A 20892-nucleotide genomic window follows, 5' to 3' on the forward strand; every position below is an offset into this window, starting at 1 on the left:
CTCCTTATTTCATAGTTTGTGTACCTTTATTATGTCTTTAGAAACGTTTAGTTCATTGCTTAAATATGTTGTAATATTTACACTTTTTTCATCATTTACGCTATCTTGATTATTAACTACTTTACTGTTTGTTGCTATTTTAACTTTTTTAATTTTTTCCACAGTGCCTTCTTTTATGCCTACATTAATATCTTTTATTTCTACTTTTTCTTTTTCTTTATCATAGCTTGCATCTACTTGAACTTTATAACTACTGTCTGGATATTTTTCCTTTAATTTTTTTTCACAGCTGTCTTGTAAATTTAATTTAAAAGCTTCCAAAGTGCTATTTATGCTTTTTTCCTTGTATTTGTTAAAATCATCATTAAATTTACTACTATTACTGTCTATACACTGTGCTGCATTATTTGTATAAGTATTTATATCAAAATTTTTATCAAATAATTTTATTATGGGATTTATAAAAACTGTAATTAAAATTAATCCTAATACAAATTTTGCATACTTTTTCAAACCATTATTTGGCAGAATCATTTCTACAGCTGTAATAAAAAACACCGCTGTACAAATAGTTATAATCCATGCTTTTAGTGATTGAAGCAACTTTTATCACCTTCTTCTAAAGTTTTTTAATTTACGTTCCCATCATCATTTTTCCCGCTGATGCAATAATAGCTACCATTATAAAAAACATAACTGAAACACTTATAAGACAAGAAGCTATAAGTATCAAAGAATCACCTGCAGAGGTTATACAATTTACAAGCCTGCTGTCACTAATAGGCTCTATCAAGGCTCCTGTAAGCTTATACATAAATGCCATTATTAAAATTTTTAACACTGGAAAAAGCATTATTATAATGATTACAATTAACCCCAAACTACTTAAAGCATTTTTCAATAATATAGAGTAACCTGCTACAGTAGATATAGCATCAGAAAGACTTTTTCCAACAATAGGTACAAAATTGTCTACTGCAAACTTTGCCGTTCTAGCAGTAACCTCATCAATAGTTTTAGATGTAATTCCCCTTATAGTAATTATTCCTATAAAGATTGTCATTATAATTCCCTGAGACCACAATGTGACTTGATTTAATAATTTAGTAAGTTTGTCTATTTTATATTCATTGGACATATTATTTACAAATTGAAGTACAAATGCCATACATATTACAGGAATTATTATATTCATAAATAAATTTGCACTTATTGTTATTGTACCTATAATTACTGGATCCATTACTGCTGCTTCTACAAATCCCCCAACACTTGCAATTAACATTATTAGTACCGGAATAAGTGCCGTCATAAAATCTGTCATTTCCTTTATTGTTGTTCTTGCAATATCTACCCCCATATAAAAACTTTTTGCCATTATTATTATTAAAAGAGAATAACATGCAAAATATGCTATATTGGATAAATCTTCACTGCTGAATGCCTTTTGAAGATTTGTGAGCAGTGCACAGATTAAAGCTATTGCAACTAAAACAGCAAGAAGCTTTAAAGAAGCAATTACTTCCCTAAACAGATAACTACCAACTGCATTTAAAATCTTTTTAGTTGATATTTTTCCATCACCTGTTTTTATAAAATCTTTTACATACTCCTTTACATCCACATCTTTTAACACTTCATATTTAGTTTTCATATTGGATATATAATTGTATAATTGTTCAACTTCTTCACTTTGGCTTTGATTTTTTAAGCTTTCTGTGTAATTATTATTTTCAGCTGCTTGTACATTAAAACACATAATAAAAATTATAAATAAAACACATATAATTTTTTTCATAATAAACACCTACATAATCTTTAATATTGACTGTAATACAGCCATAAGTATAGGAATTGCCAGTGCTAAAATCAAAATCTTACCGGCAAATTCAACCTTTGTGCCTATATTGCCTTGACCTGCATCTTTGCATATTTCGCTGCAAAAGGAAGCAAGATAGGCAATTCCTAATATTTTAAATACAGTAATTAGATATACGAAATCTATATTAGACTTAGCTGATAATTCTTGAATAAACTGCAATATAGATGTAATCTTTGTTATCATAAATAGAAAAATAAGTATTCCTACCGCCATACTTACGTATACTGCTAAATCATTTCTTCTATTTTCAAAAATCATTACTATAAAAAGAGATATAAAGGCAAAGGTAACTATTTTTATTATTTCCATAGCTTCCTCCTTTCAGTTTGAACAATGGGTGATTTTGCTTGTTCTCACCAGCAAAATTACCTGTTAAAATCCATTTAGGACTTTAACCTCCTAAAGTTGAAACATTGTTCTCACTGTAGTAAATAGTTTATTAACTAAGTTTATTACCATCATGAGCACTATTAATATACCAGCCAAATTTGCTACTACAGCATAGTCTCCCTTGCCACTTGACTCCAGAACTTTATCTATAATTATTATGACTATTCCCACACCTGCAATTTTGAATATTAAGCTTATGTCTAGCACTTTTAAAACCTCCTTCTTCAAGTAAAGAATATTTAACTAATCTAAATTAGCATTATAACCACCATAGCCCCTAATGAAAATCCTAAATATCTACACATCTTTACATTGTTATTCATAGAAACTTCTGAACTTTCAAGCTGTTTTTTCAAACTACTAAGTGTTAATGAAAACATTCTTTTTTCTCCATCTATATCGCATTCTCCAAGAGTTTTAGCCAAATCCAGTATTACATTTAAATCTTCCTTATTTAAATTTAAAACTTCTTTTTTATCTTTAAAAACTTTATAGAATGCATCATATGAACTATCAACAGCATTAGAAAATAATAAGCTTGAAATTTCTTTAAATATGCTTTTTATAGGATCTTTGCTTTTTTCAGCTATGTTAGAAATAGCTTCTGGTAATGGAGTAAACGTATAAATCATATCGTTCTGAAGTTGATTAATACATCTTTGAATCTCATTGAGTTGTTTTGTCCTCTTTTTAAAGCCCTCCCCATAATTGAATCCTATTGCTGTGGATGCAATTATTATAATAATACATGCTAAAATCTTTAACATTTTAACGCTCCCATATTATAGATTTACTTTTAAAATCATATATATATTCAACAGTACCTGCTCCATTATTGCTACTTAATACTATTGCTCTTTTAAATACTTGGTTCTCTACAATTTCTTTAAAAACTGGTCTCTTATATAAATCTTCTATTCCATATCCATGGATTGTAGTAATTAAATTTACTCCTGAATTTAATGCGAATAAAATACTATCCATATCTTTATAGGTTCCAATTTCATCACATACAACAACATCAGGAGACATACTTCTTATTGCCATCATTATTCCTTGACTTTTAAGGCAGCTATCTAAGATATCAGTTCTTAACCCTAGCTTTAATTGAGGTATTCCATTGTAACAGGCTCCTATTTCGCTTCTTTCATCAATTACACAAACTTTTTTACCTGTAAATGCCTTTTGCTTCATCCCATCAGAAATGTTTCTTACAATATCTCTTATTAAAGTAGTTTTTCCACATTTAGGAGGGGAAATTACTATTGTATTTATCACATTATTATTTTTAATAATAAAATCCATTAACGAATCAGAGCATCCTATAACTTCTCTACATATTCTTATATTTAGAGATGCTATACTTTTAATTGTCTTTACCTCATCTTTTTCTATAACACACCTTCCACATATTCCTATCCTATGGCCTCCTCTAATAGTTATATATCCTTTCTTTATTTCTTCTTCAAAGGCATATATGGAATAGTTACTTATCCTTTGTACAATTGCCTTTAAGTCTTCCCTGCTAGGTATATACTTAAATATCATTTCTTCTTTCCCGTTTTCCAATACTAAGGGCTTGTCTGCTCTTATTCTTATCTCTTGAAGTTCTTCATTTAATGAAGCTTCTGTAATAAAATTCTTTATATTCTCTGGTAAAATGTTTAAAATTTCTTTCGTATCTATTTTTCTCATCTCCTTCCTTATATATCTATTTCTATTTTTGTTTATTCAAATTTATTCCACATTAATGTAAAATAATTTTAAAAAAAGACCATATGAATGTTTAATACATTCATATGGTCTTTTTCATAATTTTATTCATCATATATTTAAGAATTCTTTATGTTGGAATTAAATTATGGCAATTAGGACATGTTATCTTTTCTTTTTGTTTTACTATATCTTTATCAACATAAACGTCATCGCCGCAGTTAGAACATTTCAACTGAATGAAATTATCTCCTTCATCTTCACATAATTCATAGTCATCATCATACATATCATCTTGCAAACTAGATAAATCTTCATCTATAGCATCTATATAATCTTCCATGTATTTTTGTGATTCAGATATTTCATCCACTTCCTCAGCTATAACCTTTAGCACATTTATTATCTCGGTTAGTACTTTTCCTTCCTTAGTAGTGGTATCAATTTCCAATCCATCTACTAGTCCATTAAGGTAAGCTACCTTTGATATAATATCGCTCACTGTACCACATCCTTAAATTTATTTTGCCATTAGTATTCCTTAAACTCTTTCCATGTATTCTCCAGTTCTAGTATCTACTCTTATCATTTCACCTTCATTTACAAATATAGGCACATTAACTACAGCTCCTGTTTCAAGAGTAGCAGGTTTTAATACATTTGTAGCAGTATTACCTTTAACACCAGGATCTGTCTGTGTTACTTGTAATTCAACAAAGTTTGGAGCTTCTACTGAAAAAGCTTCTCCCTTATAAAATTTGATTATAGCGAACATATTTTCTTTTAAAAATTTAATAGCTTCTTCAACTTTTTCAAAGTTTAAAGGAATTTGTTCAAAAGTTTCCTGATCCATGAAGTAATATAATTCTCCATCAGAATATAAATACTGCATTTCTTTTCTTTCTATTACAGCTTCTTGAAGTTTTGCTGTTGGATTGAAAGTTGTATCAGTAACTCCTCCTGTTATAACATTTCTAAGTTTTGTTCTAACAAAAGCAGCTCCTTTTCCTGGTTTTACATGAAGGAAGTCTATTACAGTATACACTTGTCCATCTTGTTCAAAAGTAGTTCCTTTTCTTAAATCTCCTGCTGATATCATTTATGTATCCCTCCAAAATTTATTAATCATTTTTATATTATAACCCTTTCAGGTAATTATATACGGCTAATCTATGCATATAAGTTTCTTTGTTGATTTTGATAATACTTCTGATCCACTTTCAGTAATTACAAGTAAATCTTCTATTCTAACACCACCAAATCCTGGTATATATATTCCTGGCTCATCTGTAACCACCATTCCTGATTTTAACTTTTGAGCATTCCTATATCCAACTATAGGTGCCTCGTGAATTTGTCTTCCAACTCCATGTCCAAGGCTGTGTCCAAAATAATCTCCATAACCCTTTTCTGTTATGTATCCTCTTGCAACTCCATCCACTTCAATAGCAGGTACTCCAGGTTTATAGGCCTTCAAAGCTCTTTCCTGTGCTTCCAATACTATATTATACACTTCTATCATTTTTTCCGAAGGTTCTCCAATAACTATAGTTCTTGTCATATCAGAGCAATATCCTTTATAAATACATCCATAATCAAGAGTCAAAAATTCACCTTTATTAACTACCTTTTCTGTAGCTTCTCCATGAGGTAAACTTGATCTAACACCAGATGCTACAATTGAAGGAAATGATAAATCTGAAGCTCCTAATTTTTTCATATAAAATTCAAGTTCAAGACCTATTTGTCTTTCTGTCATTCCTGCTTTTATGAATTTAAGCATATGATCAAAAGCTTTATCCGCAATTTCTGCTGCTTTTCTTATTAACTGTAATTCTGATTCATCCTTTACAAGTCTTATTTTTTCAACCATTCCTTGCATAGGAACCAATTCACATTGAACTTTAGACTTATATATATTATAAGTAGCAACTGAAATTATATCCTCTTCGAAGCCAAGCTTTTTAATATTGTTATTTTTAACTAACTCACCTAAAAAATCATGAAAAGAAGTACCTTTATTATACTGAAGCACTTCATAATCTTTAACTTGCTGCCTTGCTTGTTCTGTAAATCGTGAGTCTGTAATAAAAAATGCTTTATCATTAGTTATTACTGAAAAACTTTCATTTCCTGTAAAACCACTTAAATAGTTCCTGTTACAATCCCCAACTAAAAGAACAGCATCCATACCCTGTTCAGTCATTAATTTTCTAAGTTCCCCTATTCTCTTTTCAAACATATTAATTCCCCTCTACAATTCAATTAAAGTATAATATATTACTAATTTACCTAATTTTTATAATATTATTCACTTATTTTCTTATCATATATTATTCAAATTTATTGAATACAATAAGCCTTGGTGGACAATGTTATTTTATCAAAACTTGTGATTATTTGCAAATACTATTAAATGTTTATATTTGCTTTTTATGCATTACTGAATTTAATTCTATTTTGCAAATTTCATATTTATTTCAGTAACTATTTTGTTTTCAGCATCTTTTTCTATATGCAAATTACTTACATCAATAAATCCATTCCTATTTTGTATTTTTTTCAATATATCCTTTGTTTTTTCAACATCCCAATTACTTTCTATTTTAACTGTTGATGCTTTATCATCTTTTTTGTTGTTAATTTCAATTACCCTTACATCTTGTTGATCCTTCAAAACCTTGATAACATCACTGCATTGAATTCGCGTATAAGTTACTTGTTTATTTTTTCCTAATTGCTCTAGGTTACTTAACTTTGTATTACATTCAATTCTTTTATTAATTAAGAAATAATTTTTGATTAATAATGCTATAAAAAAGATACAACACATGATTAATATAACTTTATATTTTTCTTCCTTATTCATAGTTCCAATCCCTTCCTATTATTTCACCTGTAACCTTATTTCTGATGAATTATCGTCACTCCTGCCTGATAGACTATCATCTTTATGTGAATCATTAATATATGTTATATTAAACTTATTTGTATCTTCTATTTTTTTTATAAATGCTGCAAAATCTACTGGCTTTATATTAAATTTAATGTCTATATTTCTTTTTTCTATATTCAAACTTTTAAAATCAATATTTTTATAAATATCCTCTTCAAATTTTAAAAATGTATTTAAAGTTTCAGTATTATTACTATGTAATTTAGCTTTTTCATCAGCATTTGCTTTTAACAAAATAATTTTTTCATTAGTTTCATCATTTATAGTATTTATCTTACTTCTATTTATCATTATCATATCTATAAGTATTAAATCTACAATAAAAAACATAATAATAAATATCTTTAAAATTTTTAATTTCTTTATTTTTATTTTTTCCAAATACCAATTAGGTAAAAAGTGTCCACAATTCACTTATATTACCTCCAGCTTATCTTTACATATAGTTCCAAGGTCATTACAATTATATTTTTTAGAAAGTGTTTGCACTATGTCTTGATAAGGTAAATTTAACAAAAATATATTTTTTAAGTTTCTAATTACACCGGTTACTTCACATTTTTCTTTAAATTTGTCCATAATTATCTTAAAGTTATCTTTATCAAAATCTTGAATCACACTATTAGCTAATATCTTTCCGTCTAAACAAGCCAAAAGATAAAGTTTATTGTCATATAAAAAAGTAAGAACATATTCACGTTCCTTAATTATTTTTTTATAATTATTTAAAATACAAAATTGTATAGGATACACTCCTTTTATGTTAGCACCCTTTTCTACACATTTTTCTATAATATTATCCTTATCCCAGTTTAGGCAAAATACAATTACCTCCAAGCTTTTCCCATTATCTTTAAACACATCATATGTAAACATTATGCTGTCTATATCTATATTTTTAAAATGATATTTAAGTTCTGCTTTAATAATAGAATTAAGTTTTCTCTTGCTTACCTTTGGTATCTCTATAAGCTTTACATATACTTGCTCTCCTTGCACTATAATAAAAATATTTCTGCTGTGAAAATCAATTTTAATATCATCTATATTTTTACCTTCTATACCCAAACTCTCTTTCCACTTACCTTCTTTTATTCTGTTTATAAGATTTTTGCTCATAATGTCCTTATATACTAATCCCTTATCATTAACTTGCAATATCCCGTTTTTCATCATTCTTCTAATTCAGCCCCTTTTTTAAAAAAATAATTTATATAATTATAAAAAATAAGATTATTTTCAACTTTATACCTATATACCTCCTCTTTATAAAACTTGTTATTCACATAGTATGTAACTACAAACCAATCTTTATCTTTGTTATATTCAATACAGGAATTATCATATTTGCATATTGTGACTATAGAATCCCTAGTAGAAATCAATGAACTTAAATAACTTTTTATTCCATCATTCGTTAGAACTGTAACATTTTTATATAACAACTCATCTAAATCAGTGAGCATATATTCTTTAATTTTTTGAGTAGAATCAACCTTCAACACATCTTTTTTCATATTTAAACTATTTTGTCTTTTTAAAACTTCCAACTTAAAACAATTTAAAGCTATGAAAATGCAAAAACTAACTATGAACATTACATATATTAGGATGAACCCTTTTGATCTTCTTCTCTTTCTAATGGAAAACATCTTTTATACACATTACCTTTCTTGGTCTCTATAGACACATAAAGTACCTTTCTATCTTTTTCAACTTTAAAATTTTTAACGTTCTTTAATATATTATTTGTTGTAGAGTAATGCTCTGAATAGTAACTTACTATTATGTCCGAATCCCTATCTGTTCTTATATAATTAAATCCTCCTCCCTTTTTTCTTCTTATTACAATTACATTATTGTTTTTTATTTTTACATATTTAGCATCATTTATTTGATACTGAATAAAACTAAAAGCCTCATTTATATAGAAAGATTCTCTACTAGAGTTTATTTCCTGTCTGTAAATTTTCATATATCTGCACATAACAACTGCTTGAACAGATGTTATCATGCCTATTATTGAAACTACTAGCATAAGCTCTATTAGTGTAAATCCTTTTTTCACATATATTTTATTTTTTATATTTTCCCTTATAGAATTCACATTCCATAATCCTTTCTTTGTTAAGAATTTGAACATACAATTTTAAATTAACTTTAAAGACCTTGTCTCCATCTATGTTCATCACCATATATGGCTTATTTTCTGGCTTGCTTTTTGTAAACAATTTGCTGAAATTTTCTCCTTTAAAATTATCAAATTCCTCTGTATTTATTGAGCAATAATATCTTCCTTGATCTTTTAAATTCTGTATATCATTATAATTAAAATTGTAGATCATGTTATTTTTTATACACTCCATACATACCAAATATTTCTTCGCACTTTGGTTGTACTTTTCCAAAGTTAAAGCATTTAATTCTGTTCTTAAACATGTAATAAATAAAATTGAGAACAAAGTAATAGCACACAATACTTCAATGAGCGTAAATCCCTTTTTCTTCTTTAAAATCAACATAAGCACTTCCTACACACACAGTTACATGGTGTTTTTCCCCCTTTCTATCTATAAAGATAATCTTAGTAGCACCTACAATTTCACCATTATTTATTTGTATTTTTTTATCTGATCTTCCTATAACTAAAGCAAACTTATCAGGTAATTGTAATTTACGGATTTCTTCTAGCCCACAATTTAGAGTTAAGTCCTTTCTATCCTCATCAAAATATATACACCCATCAATATTTTTATCCCTGCAGTATTCTCTTGAATTATTGATAAAATTCACCATTACATTTCCAAAAGTCTCAGCTTCTATATCATTTTGCAATGTATTTACACCTGTTAAATTTATAAAACTGTAACTTAACAATATTGAAGTTATTGTAAGAACCAGCATTAATTCTATCAGTGTAAACCCTTTTGATTTTAATTTATTTCTAATCATAATTTTACAAACCTTTATTTACACATATTTCATAATACTTTAAATTCTAATGTTGCAACTTTAAATTACTGTTTGGGAATATTGTTTTATCTCCATAATTGACTTTATATGTATTATCCTTTGCATTTATTTCTACAGAACAATTCTTACCATCACTTGTATATGTAATAGTAGCACTTTCATCAGTTACAGTACCCGCATCAACATTTTCTGCTGAAGTAAGTTCTTGTACAGTTTTTATTACATCATCTTTACTAAACTTACTATCATTATTACCATAACTAGCCATGGCTGCAGTCTCTATTTGTTTTGCAGTATTTATAGCCTTAGCATTTCTAGCCTTTTCTTGATATGCTGAAACCTTAGGTACTAAAAAACCCATTAATATTAAAATTATTGTTATAACCAACATAAGTTCTATTAATGTAAAACCCTTACATTTGTGAAAATTCTTCATGTTTTATCCCTCCAAAATCTTTCTGTTTTAACCTATTGAATCCATAATATTAAATATTGGAAGAAGAGCACCTATTACAAAAACTCCTATAAAAGCAGCCAAAATCAATATTGTTACAGGCTCTATAAAATTTACTATTTTCTTTAAGTTATCTTCAACTTCGCATTCAAAAATATTTGATATTTTAAATAAAATACCTTCTATGTCGCCACATTTTTCACCAATATTTAATAAATTTAGGAAAGTGGGATCTCCTATTCCTTGTTTTTTGAAAGAAAAATACATACTCTCCCCTTTCTTTATATCTTCAGTGCAATTAATTATTTTATTTTCTAAAACTTTATTTTGTACTGTACTTAAACATATATTTAAGGATTTTATTATTGGAATACCAGAAGAAATAAGTATGGCCAGAGACTTACTAAACTCATGAAGCAAAAATTTGCTGTAAATACCACCTATGACTGGTAACCTTAACTTCAAATTATCAAAGTACTCTTTTCCCTTATAAGTTCTACTAAATTTATATAAAATAAAGACAGTTGTAATTAATATTAAATTTATAATAAAAAATTTATCCTTTAAAAAAGCAAAAATCCATAAAATTGTAGATGTTAAAATTGGAATACTTCCTCCTGCATTAGAAAGAATGCCTGCAAATTCCGGTACTATTTTCATCATTAAGAATATAATTACTGCTATAGATGTAATTAAAACCATTATTGGATATGATATTGCAGATTTTATTTTATTAAATATTTTATACCTTTTATCATAATATTCTGATAAATATTTAAATACTATTTCTAATTTTCCTGATTCCTCGCCCACTTTAATCATTTCTATCATGAATAAAGGATATATATGAGAAAACTTTTTTATACTTTCATATAGTGTTTCTCCTCTTTCAATATTTTTCTGTATCTGATACATACTTTCAGTTATTACTAATTTTCTATTTTGAGTACAAACTGTATTAAAAATTTCTGATACTGAAAGCCCTGATGCTATCATTTGACTTAAATTATTGCACAATATGCTTATATCTTGAAAATTTACTCTTTGAATAAATACTTTATTTAACAACTTTTTATTAATTCTATATCTTAATAAAAAGTACCCCTTTTCCCTAAGCATATTACTTAAATCTTCTACTCTTTCAGTTTTATATTTTCCTTTAATTTTATCTCCCTTTATGTTTATAGCTCTATAATTAATAAATATACTATACTCCCCCTTTATCTTTTAAAGATTTTTTCTCATAAGCTCATCATAGGTCGTTATTCCACTTTTTATAAGCTCTATGCAATTATCCTTTATTGATGTTACATATTTATTTAAATTATAGTTATCAATATGTTCAATATATTTTTTATTTATAACATTAATATCTTTTAATACTTTAAAGTTTACTATTTCATAAACCACCGTTCTATCTTTATATCCAGTACCTCTACACTTATAACATCCTATTCCACGATATAATTTATCATCAGAATTTAAATTTAAATACTTTTTTTCAGCTTCTGATGCATAGTAAGGCTTTCCGCAGTATGGACAAATTTTATCTTTAGTGTGCTGTTGTCTAATAAGTATTAAACTCTTAATAAATCTCCCTTCCTTTCCTTTTATGCTATTTTATGTGTATAACATGTGGATAAAGTTATATTGATTTATACATTTATAATTATTACCAAATAATTATAAATGTAACAGTTTATTTATTAATTTTAGTCAAAATAAAGAGACTTCTATATTATAAGAAGTCTCTATTTGAAGTATTTTTTTATTATTTTATTTTTTTCATGTTCTTCAGCTATCTCATTAATATTGAATCCATATTTATTATAATAGTCTAAATAAATTCTTGCTAAAGTTCCTTCTCCTTTAACTAATTCAGTTTGCTCAAATAAATATCTTTTATCATCCAATTTATCTATCATTTGCTGAAAATTTAATTCATCCATATCATTTATAAATAGATCTTTTATGTCTCTATAAAATTCTTTAAAAGAATTTTTAGGTGTAAATAAAAATAATTTCTCTTTATTGTCTAAATAAAATTTTATATAACCATTTACATTTATTTCAAATGTAACCTCTTTAAAAGTTTCACATAATTTACAACTTATTTTTTTATTAAATTTACTTGTACTTCTATTTTGTGGCATACGAAACTTTAAGTCATATGCTTTAATAAAATATTGAATTATTATATTATCTAAGTGATCTAGTAAATTATTAATTTTATTAATATATATAAGATAAGCTAATTTCAAATCATCTCTTAATTTTTGTAAATCAATATTATAGCTAGGATGTAATTTTCTTAAAATATCATCAATATACCACAATGCACTCTTTATTTCATCTTGTTTATCATAATAGATACTAGTTGTTAAATTTCTACCAGATCTTAATATATAATATATATACTGAAACCTTTCGTAATTATCACTTCTTTTTTCTGCATTAATATGAGATTGACCCCACTCTAATACTATAAAGAAGGCATCTAATATTTCTTTATTAACTACAAATAATTGTTTTTCTAAATTATTTTCTATAATAATGTTTTTAATTTTATTTATTACTATTTCTTCTTTATTTATATAGATTCCTCCTTTTCATAATTATATATAAGGTAAAACTGTACATTTATTATAATTACTAAATTTACATCATATTATGCTATTTATATATATCTAAATAGCATAATATTTTTTGTATAATAAAAAATACCTTATATAAATGAAGCCTTAATTATATTATAAATAAGTTTATTAATTCCTAAAAATAAAAAGAACCATATTTCAGGTTCTTTATTATTTTAATTTATTAAACACACAATTATTTACTATATTCATCTACTTCAAAAGATGATATTTTATCAAATACCAAGTATTCAGTTTTCTTACTAAATGGTTGCAAATTATCTGTTTTATCAAATGTATAATAAGCTTTTCCAGTACTTCCACTTACTCTGTTATCATACCAACTTATAAAATCATTTACTTTACTCATAGGTACTGTATATGATTTTACATTGCCATTAGTCATGGTTATTGTTAAAATAGCATTGCCAGTATTGTCTGGATTAGTTGGTGTTGTACCTTTTGGCGTTACAGTTACAGTACATGAAGTACTTATATTAGTTCCATCAATTGTTGCTGTTATTGTCGCTATTCCTTCTTTAATTGCTGTAACTTTTCCATTTTCATCTACTGTTGCTATATCTGGTTTGTCTGAAGTCCAAGTTATTTTTTTATTTGTTGCATTATCTGGTGTAATTGTTGCAACTAAATTATGTGTGTCACCTACTGGTAAATCTAGTGACGTTTTATCTAGTGATATTGCTGTAGCCTTAGCTTCATATTCTACTACATCATTATATATTTCTATTGATTGAATATAACCTTTAAATTTAACAGGATCAGTTGCTAAGTCTTTGCCTATAACAAAATTTGCCATTAAGTTTTTATCTGTTATCTCAGTTGCTTTTGATGAAGTTCCATTATACGGGATACTCTCAAATAAATTTAAATTGTTAACTGACATATTTGTGTCAGTAGAATTATACGTAAGCAACTCTTCATATTTTTTCCCAATCTTAAATTGTTCATTTGAAACTGTGCTTGTAAATACATTTATACCGTCTCCATTGTCTATTTCCCAAAAAAATTTATTTGAAAAATTGCTGCCTAAAACTTTTGAATCAATATCTGCACCAAATAAAACGCCAGTCCATTTATTATTCACTCTTCTTCTTGTACTAAATATTGAAAAGTATGGTTGATTGATAACTTCAGATACTTTGAATTTTATAATTATACTCTTTTTACCTAATGGAATAATTGGATTGCTAGCTTCCATAAAAGCATTAGTTCCATTAAAATAAGCACATCTACCTAAATCTGTATCATTTTGAAAAGTTATATTATTCATAGTTAAGTCATTACCTTTTCCTGATAAATCTTTAGCAATATTCCCTTTTACATAATCTGAATTAGTATCATCAAATATCCATTTAGCAACTAAATTACTTGAGTAATCTTTTTTAGGTACATAATTTGTTGAATCAGCAGCAAAAACATTACTAAAACATCCTATCATAATAGCAAAAGTCATAACAAATATAATACTTAATTTTTTATAAAACTTATTCATGTGTTTTTCTCCCCACCTAGACTAATTTACTTAACATTATTAGGACTATAATTTGGATTAGCAAGCATATATTCACCTATCTTAGTTAAATCATCATCATCTATAGCCTTATTTACAACAATATCAGTATTATATTGAGTAAGTGATGCTGGATCTTCACTATAATGTCTTCCATCAATAGCTAAATCTAAAAGTGTAAATTGTCCATCTTTATTTACATCTGTAAGAGCTTCATTATCTATTGTTATTGTTGCTTGTCCACATTGATCATCTGTTAAATCCTTCTCCATAGTAATACCATCTGAAACTCTACCTTTGGTTACATCAACTAATGCATCTCCTGCTGCTATTCCTTTAAAATTTAATTTTAATAATGCTTTTTTAGCTTCAACTACATTAGTTACACCTTTACTTGCAAGGATAAGCCTTAATTCTCCATCCTTTGCATCATTTTTTACTAACTTTATTCCATCTACTTCTGTAGCACCCAAAAACTGTAGCTTAGTATTATCATATTTTATTCTTACATCTTCTGCTGCAATATCCTTTATATTATCTATTGTTAAATTAGCTGATACCGTTTCATTCAAGTGTATTTTAGCTTTTTCTGGTTCTACATTTAAAATTGTTTTACTTGCTTCAATTTTTCCCATCATCTCTAAACCTTGAATCATCACACCATAGTCTCCTGCTGAAGCAACCACTCTTAATCTATACGCTTTATAATATGTTTCATTATTAACAATATATTCATTTCTATTTCCTTTACCATCCCAGCTAAACTTATATGTTCTTGAATCTATTATTTTCCAAGTACCATCAGTTCCTGTTGTAGTATCATTACTTCCTTCAAAATACCATTGACCTGGGTAATAGCAATTCCCTCCTGAATACTTCACAGCTGTCAAAACATATTTTCCTATTTTTTGTGGAGATTTAAATATATATCCTGCTGTTGCAGGTAATCCCATATTACTAAAAGTTTCATCCTTTCTATCAAAAACACTAACGACTTCACTACTAGCACCATTAATAGCACCTCCACTGCAGAAAGCTCTTCCCTCTGGAAGTGTACTATATAATCTGTTATTACCATCCTGTTGTATTATAGGTATTAAATTATCTGTATATACATCATCTGCCTTTACATTATTACTTCCTAAAACTCCAACTATTAAAGCCATAGCAAATACTATAACTATTTTACTAATTAAATTCTTAAATTTACTCATATATATTCCTCCATTTAAAATAATTTTTAACAATTTGTGAACATGTTCAAAAACTATTTTAAATGTAAATTTTAATTAAATCAATAAAAATCGTGGAACAAATTCCTCTAAATGTCTACAAATGTATAAATATAAGTTATTTTTTGTAAGTTTTATTATCAAAGTACATAATTATTTTAAATTTTACAGTTTTTTACTTTGGATTTTTAAGTATTTAAACAAAATAAAAAGATTCCTAAATTAAAGTTAGAAATCTTTTTATAAACAAAGGAATTGTTTTAAATTGATTTTTACTGTATATCACTTATGTAATTTTATTAATATCTGTATTAAATTGTTTACCTGCTAAAATTCTCAATTCTTCTAAGTTTTTACATGATTTAGACATACCTATAATAAGCCATATATGTTGAGTCAATTCTTTAATTCCGTATCCTTCATTTAACCATTGGAAATACTTTTAGCCAGTATATTTAGGAGGCTTATTATTTTCTAAGTATTCAGCAATATCCTTATCTAATAATCTATAGATTAAAGCTTTTACTAATTTTCCCCAATATCTTGGACGTAACTGTAAACTGCCTTTCCAACCTGTAAGTCGACCAAATTCAAACCATAATTCATCTGGAAATGTTTTTTCCCACTCTCTTGCTTTTATTAATATTTATAGGCTTTTTAAATCTATACCATGAAAAACAGCTATTTCTTTTATAACTTCTTCACCAATAGATTTAGTAAAACTTTTTTTCTTTTCTTGAGACCATTCTACATCACTACTAAATAGTCTCAACAATTCTGGTATTATATATGAGTATATTATAATAGCAGAAGAAATATCTATTTCTTTTACATCACCAGGTATAATAGAACTTGTACTTATAGAACATTGACTTATGTCATTTAATATAAAATTCAAGCTATAATCATCTAATTTTAATATAATATTAAGACTTCTTATTGGATAAAATTTGCTAACAAATGCTTTAGTAACTAATAAATTGGGAGTTACTTCACTTTCCCCTTTAATTGTATTGTGTTCATCAGCAATATTACCTAAAAATCCTGATATAGCTTCAACCTCAAATCTTTCTGCTAAAAATTTATTCTTCTCTTTATATTTATAGAACAACCAATAAAATAAATCACCAGGTATATTATACCCTATATTATCTGTTTCTATATAGGCTTCATCACATAATAATTTTTGTTTTACTTTATTTATTGAAGTTTGATATGTAGTAAATAATAATAAATATACACGCCCACTTTTTTCAAAAAAAACAGTTTTAATGTTTTCAAAAATTGTTCTTTCTGATTTAGGTAAAAGTTTCTTATTATTATACATATTTTTTTCTCTTTTAGACGTTTCTATATATGCTTCTTTTACTAAAAAAGAAACTTCACTATTATCAGGAAGTCTTAAATGGCAAACATTCTCATATTCTTCATATGGTTGCCATTTGGAAATAAAGACATCGTCATCACCCTGAAGTGTTTTAAGTGTTTCTTCATCAACATGCCGTATTTCTTCTCTTTTTTGTATAATTAATATTTTTTCCTTAACATCAAAAAGATTTTTTATATCACTTGTTAATATAAATAAGGTTGTACTACTCATAACTATTCTCCTAACTATTCTCCAAGTATTATTTGGAATGATTGAATATTAGATTTAATTAAAAACCATTTTAAGAAAAAAAATCCTAATCTTTTCAGTTTATTTTTTCTTTCAGAACTACATATTTTAATAGTTACTGAACAATGATGTATATCTAGACGTTTAGGTTTTATTATAAGTTTTTGTCTATAAATTACGGCTTGTTCTATTTCTATCTTTTTTAATCCTTCAACACTATCTGTCCAATAATAATGCAAAATTCCTTTTTTATTTTTATATAAACTATTATTTGATGATATCAGCCATCCATCTAATATTTCAGTATCATATGCTCTAGAACTATATATAATAGCAATATCTCCCCCTAGATAATTTAGTATTATATTAGTTATGAAATTTCCTCCACTTATAGATATTTGAATTAAGTATTCAGACATAAGTTTACTCTTTTCTATTTCATCTTCTGGTAACTTAATCTTAAGTAATTGTAAAATTTGAAAATTATTGTCTAAAAAATTCACTTCTAAATTTATTGGATAAAATAAAATTTTAAATATAAGCCATTCCAAAAGTAATACAAACATTCCAGATAAGCATGATCCTAATGCCACTATAACACCAAGAATTGCTTTTTGGTCAGTAATACCATATATAGCTAAAAAATTAGTAACCCATATGTCTGATTTAGAAAAAACAATTAATATAGCAATAATATCAGCGACTAATTTAATAAACATACTAATTGTTTTATTCTTCATTCAATATCCCCATACATAAATAATCTATTATAAAATTATCTTTTATATACTTTTCTATATCATTTAATGAAGTGCTAAATGCTATTGTACCATTATCATGAATATTAAACCTATGCTGATTTTTATCTTCTAAAACACATTCTACTGTTGAAATATTAAAGCCATCCTCAACGAGTTCTTTCAAAAATTCCGTTGCTTCTTTAATATTTCTCCTATTTAAACTTTTTATCAAATCAATATATATTTCATTTTGAGAAAGTATTAATTGATCTTTTTCTGTAAGTTTTATATTAAGAATTTTTAATTTTAAATTATTTCTCTGTTCAATAAATTTTATAAATTTATAATTTGTCATAATATTTTGTTGTATATTATTACTTTGAAAAATCTTATAATATTTACTTATAAATTCTGTATAGTTATCTGGTTCTATTTCTACTCCAAATACATTTTTAGAATTTCCATGAAAATATTTGACATCAAATTTAGGAATTTTTTTAGGAGTATAAAATAATTTAAATATGTTCATCAATTAATACCTCCTTAAAATAATATTTTTTATAAATCATAGTAAATATGTAACAGAACCTTTCTAGTATTAATATCATTGTACCATATTTTTAATTAATATAAATTATACATCATCTTCAAATATATAACAATTATTAAAAATCTTTTAAATTACTATTCTTGAAAACAAGAATATATTACAGTTATAACTTTTTATATAATTTACCTCTAAGAATTTCTAACTGTTCTTTTAATTTTTTATTCTCTTCTTCTAATTCTTTAATTTTTTTATCTTTGGCCATTACAATAATATCTTTTCATACCTTACCTTTTTAACTTTTCAAGTTGTTCCTTCAACCTTTTATTTTCATCTTTAAGTTCTTCCATTTTAACTAATTGAATAATTAAATTCTGCTTATCTTCTTTTAGTTTCTTAATTTCTTCATATAATTGTTTTATCTTATCATCTTTAGCCTTTATTTTATCTTTAGGCGTAGCAACTATACTGTTATCAGGAACACCTTTTTCAATGGCTCTTAGACTTAATATGCGTTCTTTTAAAATATCATTATTATAGAGGGTAGCTTTAGATACTCCTGCCTCCTCGGCTACTGTTTTAAAGTTAATTTTCTTAATTTTAGAACGCTTCAATTTATCAATTGCTTTATTGACATTTTTAATAGTTTCTTGGTTTTTCTTTTCAGCAAATTCTTTTAAGCCTTTTGTATTTCTATTAGACTTCTTTACCATTCATTTGCACCTCCAAACTATCTACTAGTGGCTTCAAATACTGATACTTTACAAATTGTCTTTGCCAATCTCTTTCTCTACCTAACTCCTTAAATCTTGCCATTTCTTTTTCCATAAGATTTAATTCTTGTTTTAGAATAGGATAAAACTTAGCTTCAGTAATATAGTTAGGACAATTATAAAAGAAACAGCCATCTCCATCTGTACAGTTCCCTCTTCTAAAATCATAAAGACATACCCCTGTTGGTAATGGATTAAAGCTCATTGATTTTGATAAATCAGAAATTATATCATCAATTTCTTCTTCAGTTTTACCACGGAACTGCTCGTCTAATTTACCTCTAATTTCTTTGGCTCTTAATCCTGCAATTTTAGAATCTGGACTTAATATCATATCTGAATATATTGCTTTAACTTCTTCCTCTTCTAAAGTAAGATAATGTGAAGTCATTTCAATGGATACATGAGCAAACTGCTTTTTTATATATGCTATTGGAACTTTTTGTTTAATAAGTTCTCTAACAAATGTTGCTCTAAATTGGTGAGATTTTAATGGATATAAATTACCTTTTCTATCTCTTATATTCCATTTTTTAATAAATTGTATTAATCTATTTTGTACCCAACTTTCAACTGTTAAAACTCGTATGCCAGAATGCTTAATTAAAAACAATTCTTTGAAACCACTTTCTTTTCTAAAATCTTTAGTATATTCTTCAAGTTCTTTAACTGTTTCTTTGACTAAATCATTGATAAAAACTTTATGAATTATAGGTTCCCCTTTTTCAGTTTTACGCAAAGTAACTTCCATATAATCATACCCATCATTTGTTGTATGAATGCATCCTTCTTTTATAGACAAAACTTCATTAATTCTTAATCCTGTTTGACTTTGAATTATTATTCCTGCTTTAGTTAATATATTAGTTTCTTTATTAGCTGCATAATAAAGTATTTTATCAAATATTTCTTCAGGTATTGGTTTAGTTTTATTTTTCTTTAAATATCTTTTATCATTCCATAATTCATTTGAAGTTATGTCAACAAATATATTAGTTTTAGGTACATTCCACCCCTTTATTTGACCTACTTTAATAATTTCTTCAACAACTTTACAATAACGATATCCTGTGTTTTGTGCAAATTCTTTTTTCCCTTTAAGCCATAATGCATAATTTAAAAAGGATTCTTTTGTTATTTCGCTAAAACTATTTATATTATTTAGATTACAGAATTCGATAAACGAAGGTAAATCACCATTAACATTTTTAATAATTGTTTGTGGCTTTGTTTTCCCTAATTTATAATAAGCATAAAGTTTAACTGTAAGTTTTATATCTTTATTTTTTATATAGCTAAAACTTACTTTTTTAGTTCTAATTGTTTTAGTAATTATAAGCGATGAAAAATCCCATATATCATCAGTAAATTTAGAAGTCCCAATCATTATATTACTATAATTAGCTTCATTAATTATTACTTGTAGTTGTAAATTATCTACTGCCAT

General features: G+C 26.3%; 28 protein-coding genes and 1 pseudogene. All 29 read right to left on the bottom strand.

The genetic code is table 11. The features are described 5' to 3' along the window. Nucleotides 1-9: 9 nt before the first annotated feature. Entirely contained in the window at nt 10-603 is a 594-nt protein-coding gene (gene spoIIIAF, locus Q6H37_RS23940) for a stage III sporulation protein AF (protein WP_318737140.1), read from the bottom strand. Between the two features lie 31 nt (nt 604-634). Further along, nucleotides 635-1798, bottom strand: coding sequence for a stage III sporulation protein AE (gene spoIIIAE / locus Q6H37_RS23945; protein WP_318737141.1), 1164 nt, complete (start codon nt 1796-1798; stop codon nt 635-637). Between the two features lie 9 nt (nt 1799-1807). Further along, nucleotides 1808-2191, bottom strand: coding sequence for a stage III sporulation protein AD (gene spoIIIAD, locus Q6H37_RS23950; protein ID WP_318737142.1), 384 nt, complete (start codon nt 2189-2191; stop codon nt 1808-1810). Nucleotides 2192-2281: 90 nt separating this feature from the next. Next, nucleotides 2282-2479 carry a stage III sporulation protein AC gene (gene spoIIIAC / locus Q6H37_RS23955; RefSeq protein ID WP_007060027.1) on the bottom strand — a complete coding sequence of 66 codons (198 nt, stop codon included), beginning with the start codon at nt 2477-2479 and terminating at the stop codon, nt 2282-2284. Nucleotides 2480-2520: 41 nt separating this feature from the next. Beyond that, on the bottom strand, nt 2521-3039 hold the full coding sequence (gene spoIIIAB / locus Q6H37_RS23960) for a stage III sporulation protein SpoIIIAB (RefSeq protein ID WP_318737145.1): 519 nt from the start codon (nt 3037-3039) through the stop codon (nt 2521-2523). Nucleotide 3040: 1 nt separating this feature from the next. Next, entirely contained in the window at nt 3041-3967 is a 927-nt protein-coding gene (spoIIIAA, locus tag Q6H37_RS23965) for a stage III sporulation protein AA (RefSeq protein ID WP_318737147.1), read from the bottom strand. 148 nt (nt 3968-4115) lie between these two features. After that, the gene (locus Q6H37_RS23970; protein WP_318737149.1) at nt 4116-4487 is read right to left on the bottom strand and encodes a CD1247 N-terminal domain-containing protein; all 372 of its coding nucleotides are present in this window, start codon (nt 4485-4487) and stop codon (nt 4116-4118) included. 39 nt (nt 4488-4526) lie between these two features. Beyond that, nucleotides 4527-5084 carry an elongation factor P gene (gene efp, locus Q6H37_RS23975; protein ID WP_318737150.1) on the bottom strand — a complete coding sequence of 186 codons (558 nt, stop codon included), beginning with the start codon at nt 5082-5084 and terminating at the stop codon, nt 4527-4529. 66 nt (nt 5085-5150) lie between these two features. Further along, nucleotides 5151-6227, bottom strand: coding sequence for an aminopeptidase P family protein (locus Q6H37_RS23980; protein WP_318737152.1), 1077 nt, complete (start codon nt 6225-6227; stop codon nt 5151-5153). Between the two features lie 213 nt (nt 6228-6440). Then, nucleotides 6441-6854 carry a hypothetical protein gene (locus tag Q6H37_RS23985; RefSeq protein WP_318737153.1) on the bottom strand — a complete coding sequence of 138 codons (414 nt, stop codon included), beginning with the start codon at nt 6852-6854 and terminating at the stop codon, nt 6441-6443. 18 nt (nt 6855-6872) lie between these two features. Beyond that, nucleotides 6873-7355, bottom strand: a complete 483-nt coding sequence (locus Q6H37_RS23990) for a hypothetical protein (RefSeq protein WP_318737155.1) — start codon at nt 7353-7355, stop codon at nt 6873-6875. Beyond that, entirely contained in the window at nt 7356-8117 is a 762-nt protein-coding gene (locus Q6H37_RS23995; RefSeq protein WP_318737157.1) for a hypothetical protein, read from the bottom strand. Next, on the bottom strand, nt 8114-8593 hold the full coding sequence (locus Q6H37_RS24000) for a hypothetical protein (RefSeq protein ID WP_318743197.1): 480 nt from the start codon (nt 8591-8593) through the stop codon (nt 8114-8116). Before Q6H37_RS24000 ends, Q6H37_RS23995 begins: the two co-directional genes overlap by 4 nt. Further along, nucleotides 8548-9048 carry a type II secretion system protein gene (locus Q6H37_RS24005; protein ID WP_318737158.1) on the bottom strand — a complete coding sequence of 167 codons (501 nt, stop codon included), beginning with the start codon at nt 9046-9048 and terminating at the stop codon, nt 8548-8550. The genes Q6H37_RS24000 and Q6H37_RS24005 overlap by 46 nt, the downstream gene beginning before the upstream one ends. After that, nucleotides 9017-9463 carry a prepilin-type N-terminal cleavage/methylation domain-containing protein gene (locus tag Q6H37_RS24010; RefSeq protein WP_318737159.1) on the bottom strand — a complete coding sequence of 149 codons (447 nt, stop codon included), beginning with the start codon at nt 9461-9463 and terminating at the stop codon, nt 9017-9019. The genes Q6H37_RS24005 and Q6H37_RS24010 overlap by 32 nt, the downstream gene beginning before the upstream one ends. After that, entirely contained in the window at nt 9423-9893 is a 471-nt protein-coding gene (locus Q6H37_RS24015; RefSeq protein ID WP_318737160.1) for a type II secretion system protein, read from the bottom strand. Before Q6H37_RS24015 ends, Q6H37_RS24010 begins: the two co-directional genes overlap by 41 nt. 46 nt (nt 9894-9939) lie before the next feature. Then, nucleotides 9940-10350 carry a type II secretion system protein gene (locus Q6H37_RS24020; RefSeq protein ID WP_318737162.1) on the bottom strand — a complete coding sequence of 137 codons (411 nt, stop codon included), beginning with the start codon at nt 10348-10350 and terminating at the stop codon, nt 9940-9942. A 27-nt stretch (nt 10351-10377) separates the two neighbouring features. Next, nucleotides 10378-11487 (bottom strand): type II secretion system F family protein, encoded by a 1110-nt coding sequence (locus tag Q6H37_RS24025; RefSeq protein WP_318737163.1) that lies wholly within the window; start codon nt 11485-11487, stop codon nt 10378-10380. Between the two features lie 108 nt (nt 11488-11595). Next, on the bottom strand, nt 11596-11778 hold the full coding sequence (locus Q6H37_RS24030) for a hypothetical protein (protein WP_318737165.1): 183 nt from the start codon (nt 11776-11778) through the stop codon (nt 11596-11598). A 341-nt stretch (nt 11779-12119) separates the two neighbouring features. After that, a complete protein-coding gene (locus Q6H37_RS24035) occupies nt 12120-12704 on the bottom strand; it encodes a hypothetical protein (protein ID WP_318737166.1) in 585 nt (194 codons plus the stop codon). Between the two features lie 496 nt (nt 12705-13200). Beyond that, nucleotides 13201-14517 (bottom strand): Ig-like domain-containing protein, encoded by a 1317-nt coding sequence (locus Q6H37_RS24040; RefSeq protein WP_318737168.1) that lies wholly within the window; start codon nt 14515-14517, stop codon nt 13201-13203. Between the two features lie 26 nt (nt 14518-14543). Next, on the bottom strand, nt 14544-15749 hold the full coding sequence (locus tag Q6H37_RS24045; protein WP_318737170.1) for a cohesin domain-containing protein: 1206 nt from the start codon (nt 15747-15749) through the stop codon (nt 14544-14546). 460 nt (nt 15750-16209) lie between these two features. Continuing rightward, nucleotides 16210-16413, bottom strand: a complete 204-nt coding sequence (locus tag Q6H37_RS24050; RefSeq protein WP_318743146.1) for a P63C domain-containing protein — start codon at nt 16411-16413, stop codon at nt 16210-16212. Next, entirely contained in the window at nt 16414-17367 is a 954-nt protein-coding gene (locus Q6H37_RS24055) for a hypothetical protein (RefSeq protein WP_318737171.1), read from the bottom strand. Nucleotides 17368-17381: 14 nt separating this feature from the next. After that, nucleotides 17382-18125, bottom strand: coding sequence for a hypothetical protein (locus Q6H37_RS24060; protein ID WP_318737172.1), 744 nt, complete (start codon nt 18123-18125; stop codon nt 17382-17384). After that, the gene (locus Q6H37_RS24065; protein WP_318737174.1) at nt 18115-18654 is read right to left on the bottom strand and encodes a hypothetical protein; all 540 of its coding nucleotides are present in this window, start codon (nt 18652-18654) and stop codon (nt 18115-18117) included. The genes Q6H37_RS24060 and Q6H37_RS24065 overlap by 11 nt, the downstream gene beginning before the upstream one ends. A gap of 184 nt (nt 18655-18838) precedes the next feature. Continuing rightward, nucleotides 18839-18952: pseudogene (locus Q6H37_RS24070) on the bottom strand (DUF6262 family protein); the annotation flags it as partial. A gap of 7 nt (nt 18953-18959) precedes the next feature. Next, nucleotides 18960-19385, bottom strand: a complete 426-nt coding sequence (locus Q6H37_RS24075; protein ID WP_318737176.1) for a DUF6262 family protein — start codon at nt 19383-19385, stop codon at nt 18960-18962. Further along, on the bottom strand, nt 19369-20892 hold the full coding sequence (locus tag Q6H37_RS24080; RefSeq protein WP_318737178.1) for a site-specific integrase: 1524 nt from the start codon (nt 20890-20892) through the stop codon (nt 19369-19371). Before Q6H37_RS24080 ends, Q6H37_RS24075 begins: the two co-directional genes overlap by 17 nt.

The sequence above is a fragment of the Clostridium sp. JS66 genome, assembly GCF_033561535.1.
In the GTDB taxonomy this organism is placed as follows: Bacteria; Bacillota; Clostridia; order Clostridiales; family Clostridiaceae; genus Clostridium_AM; species Clostridium_AM carboxidivorans.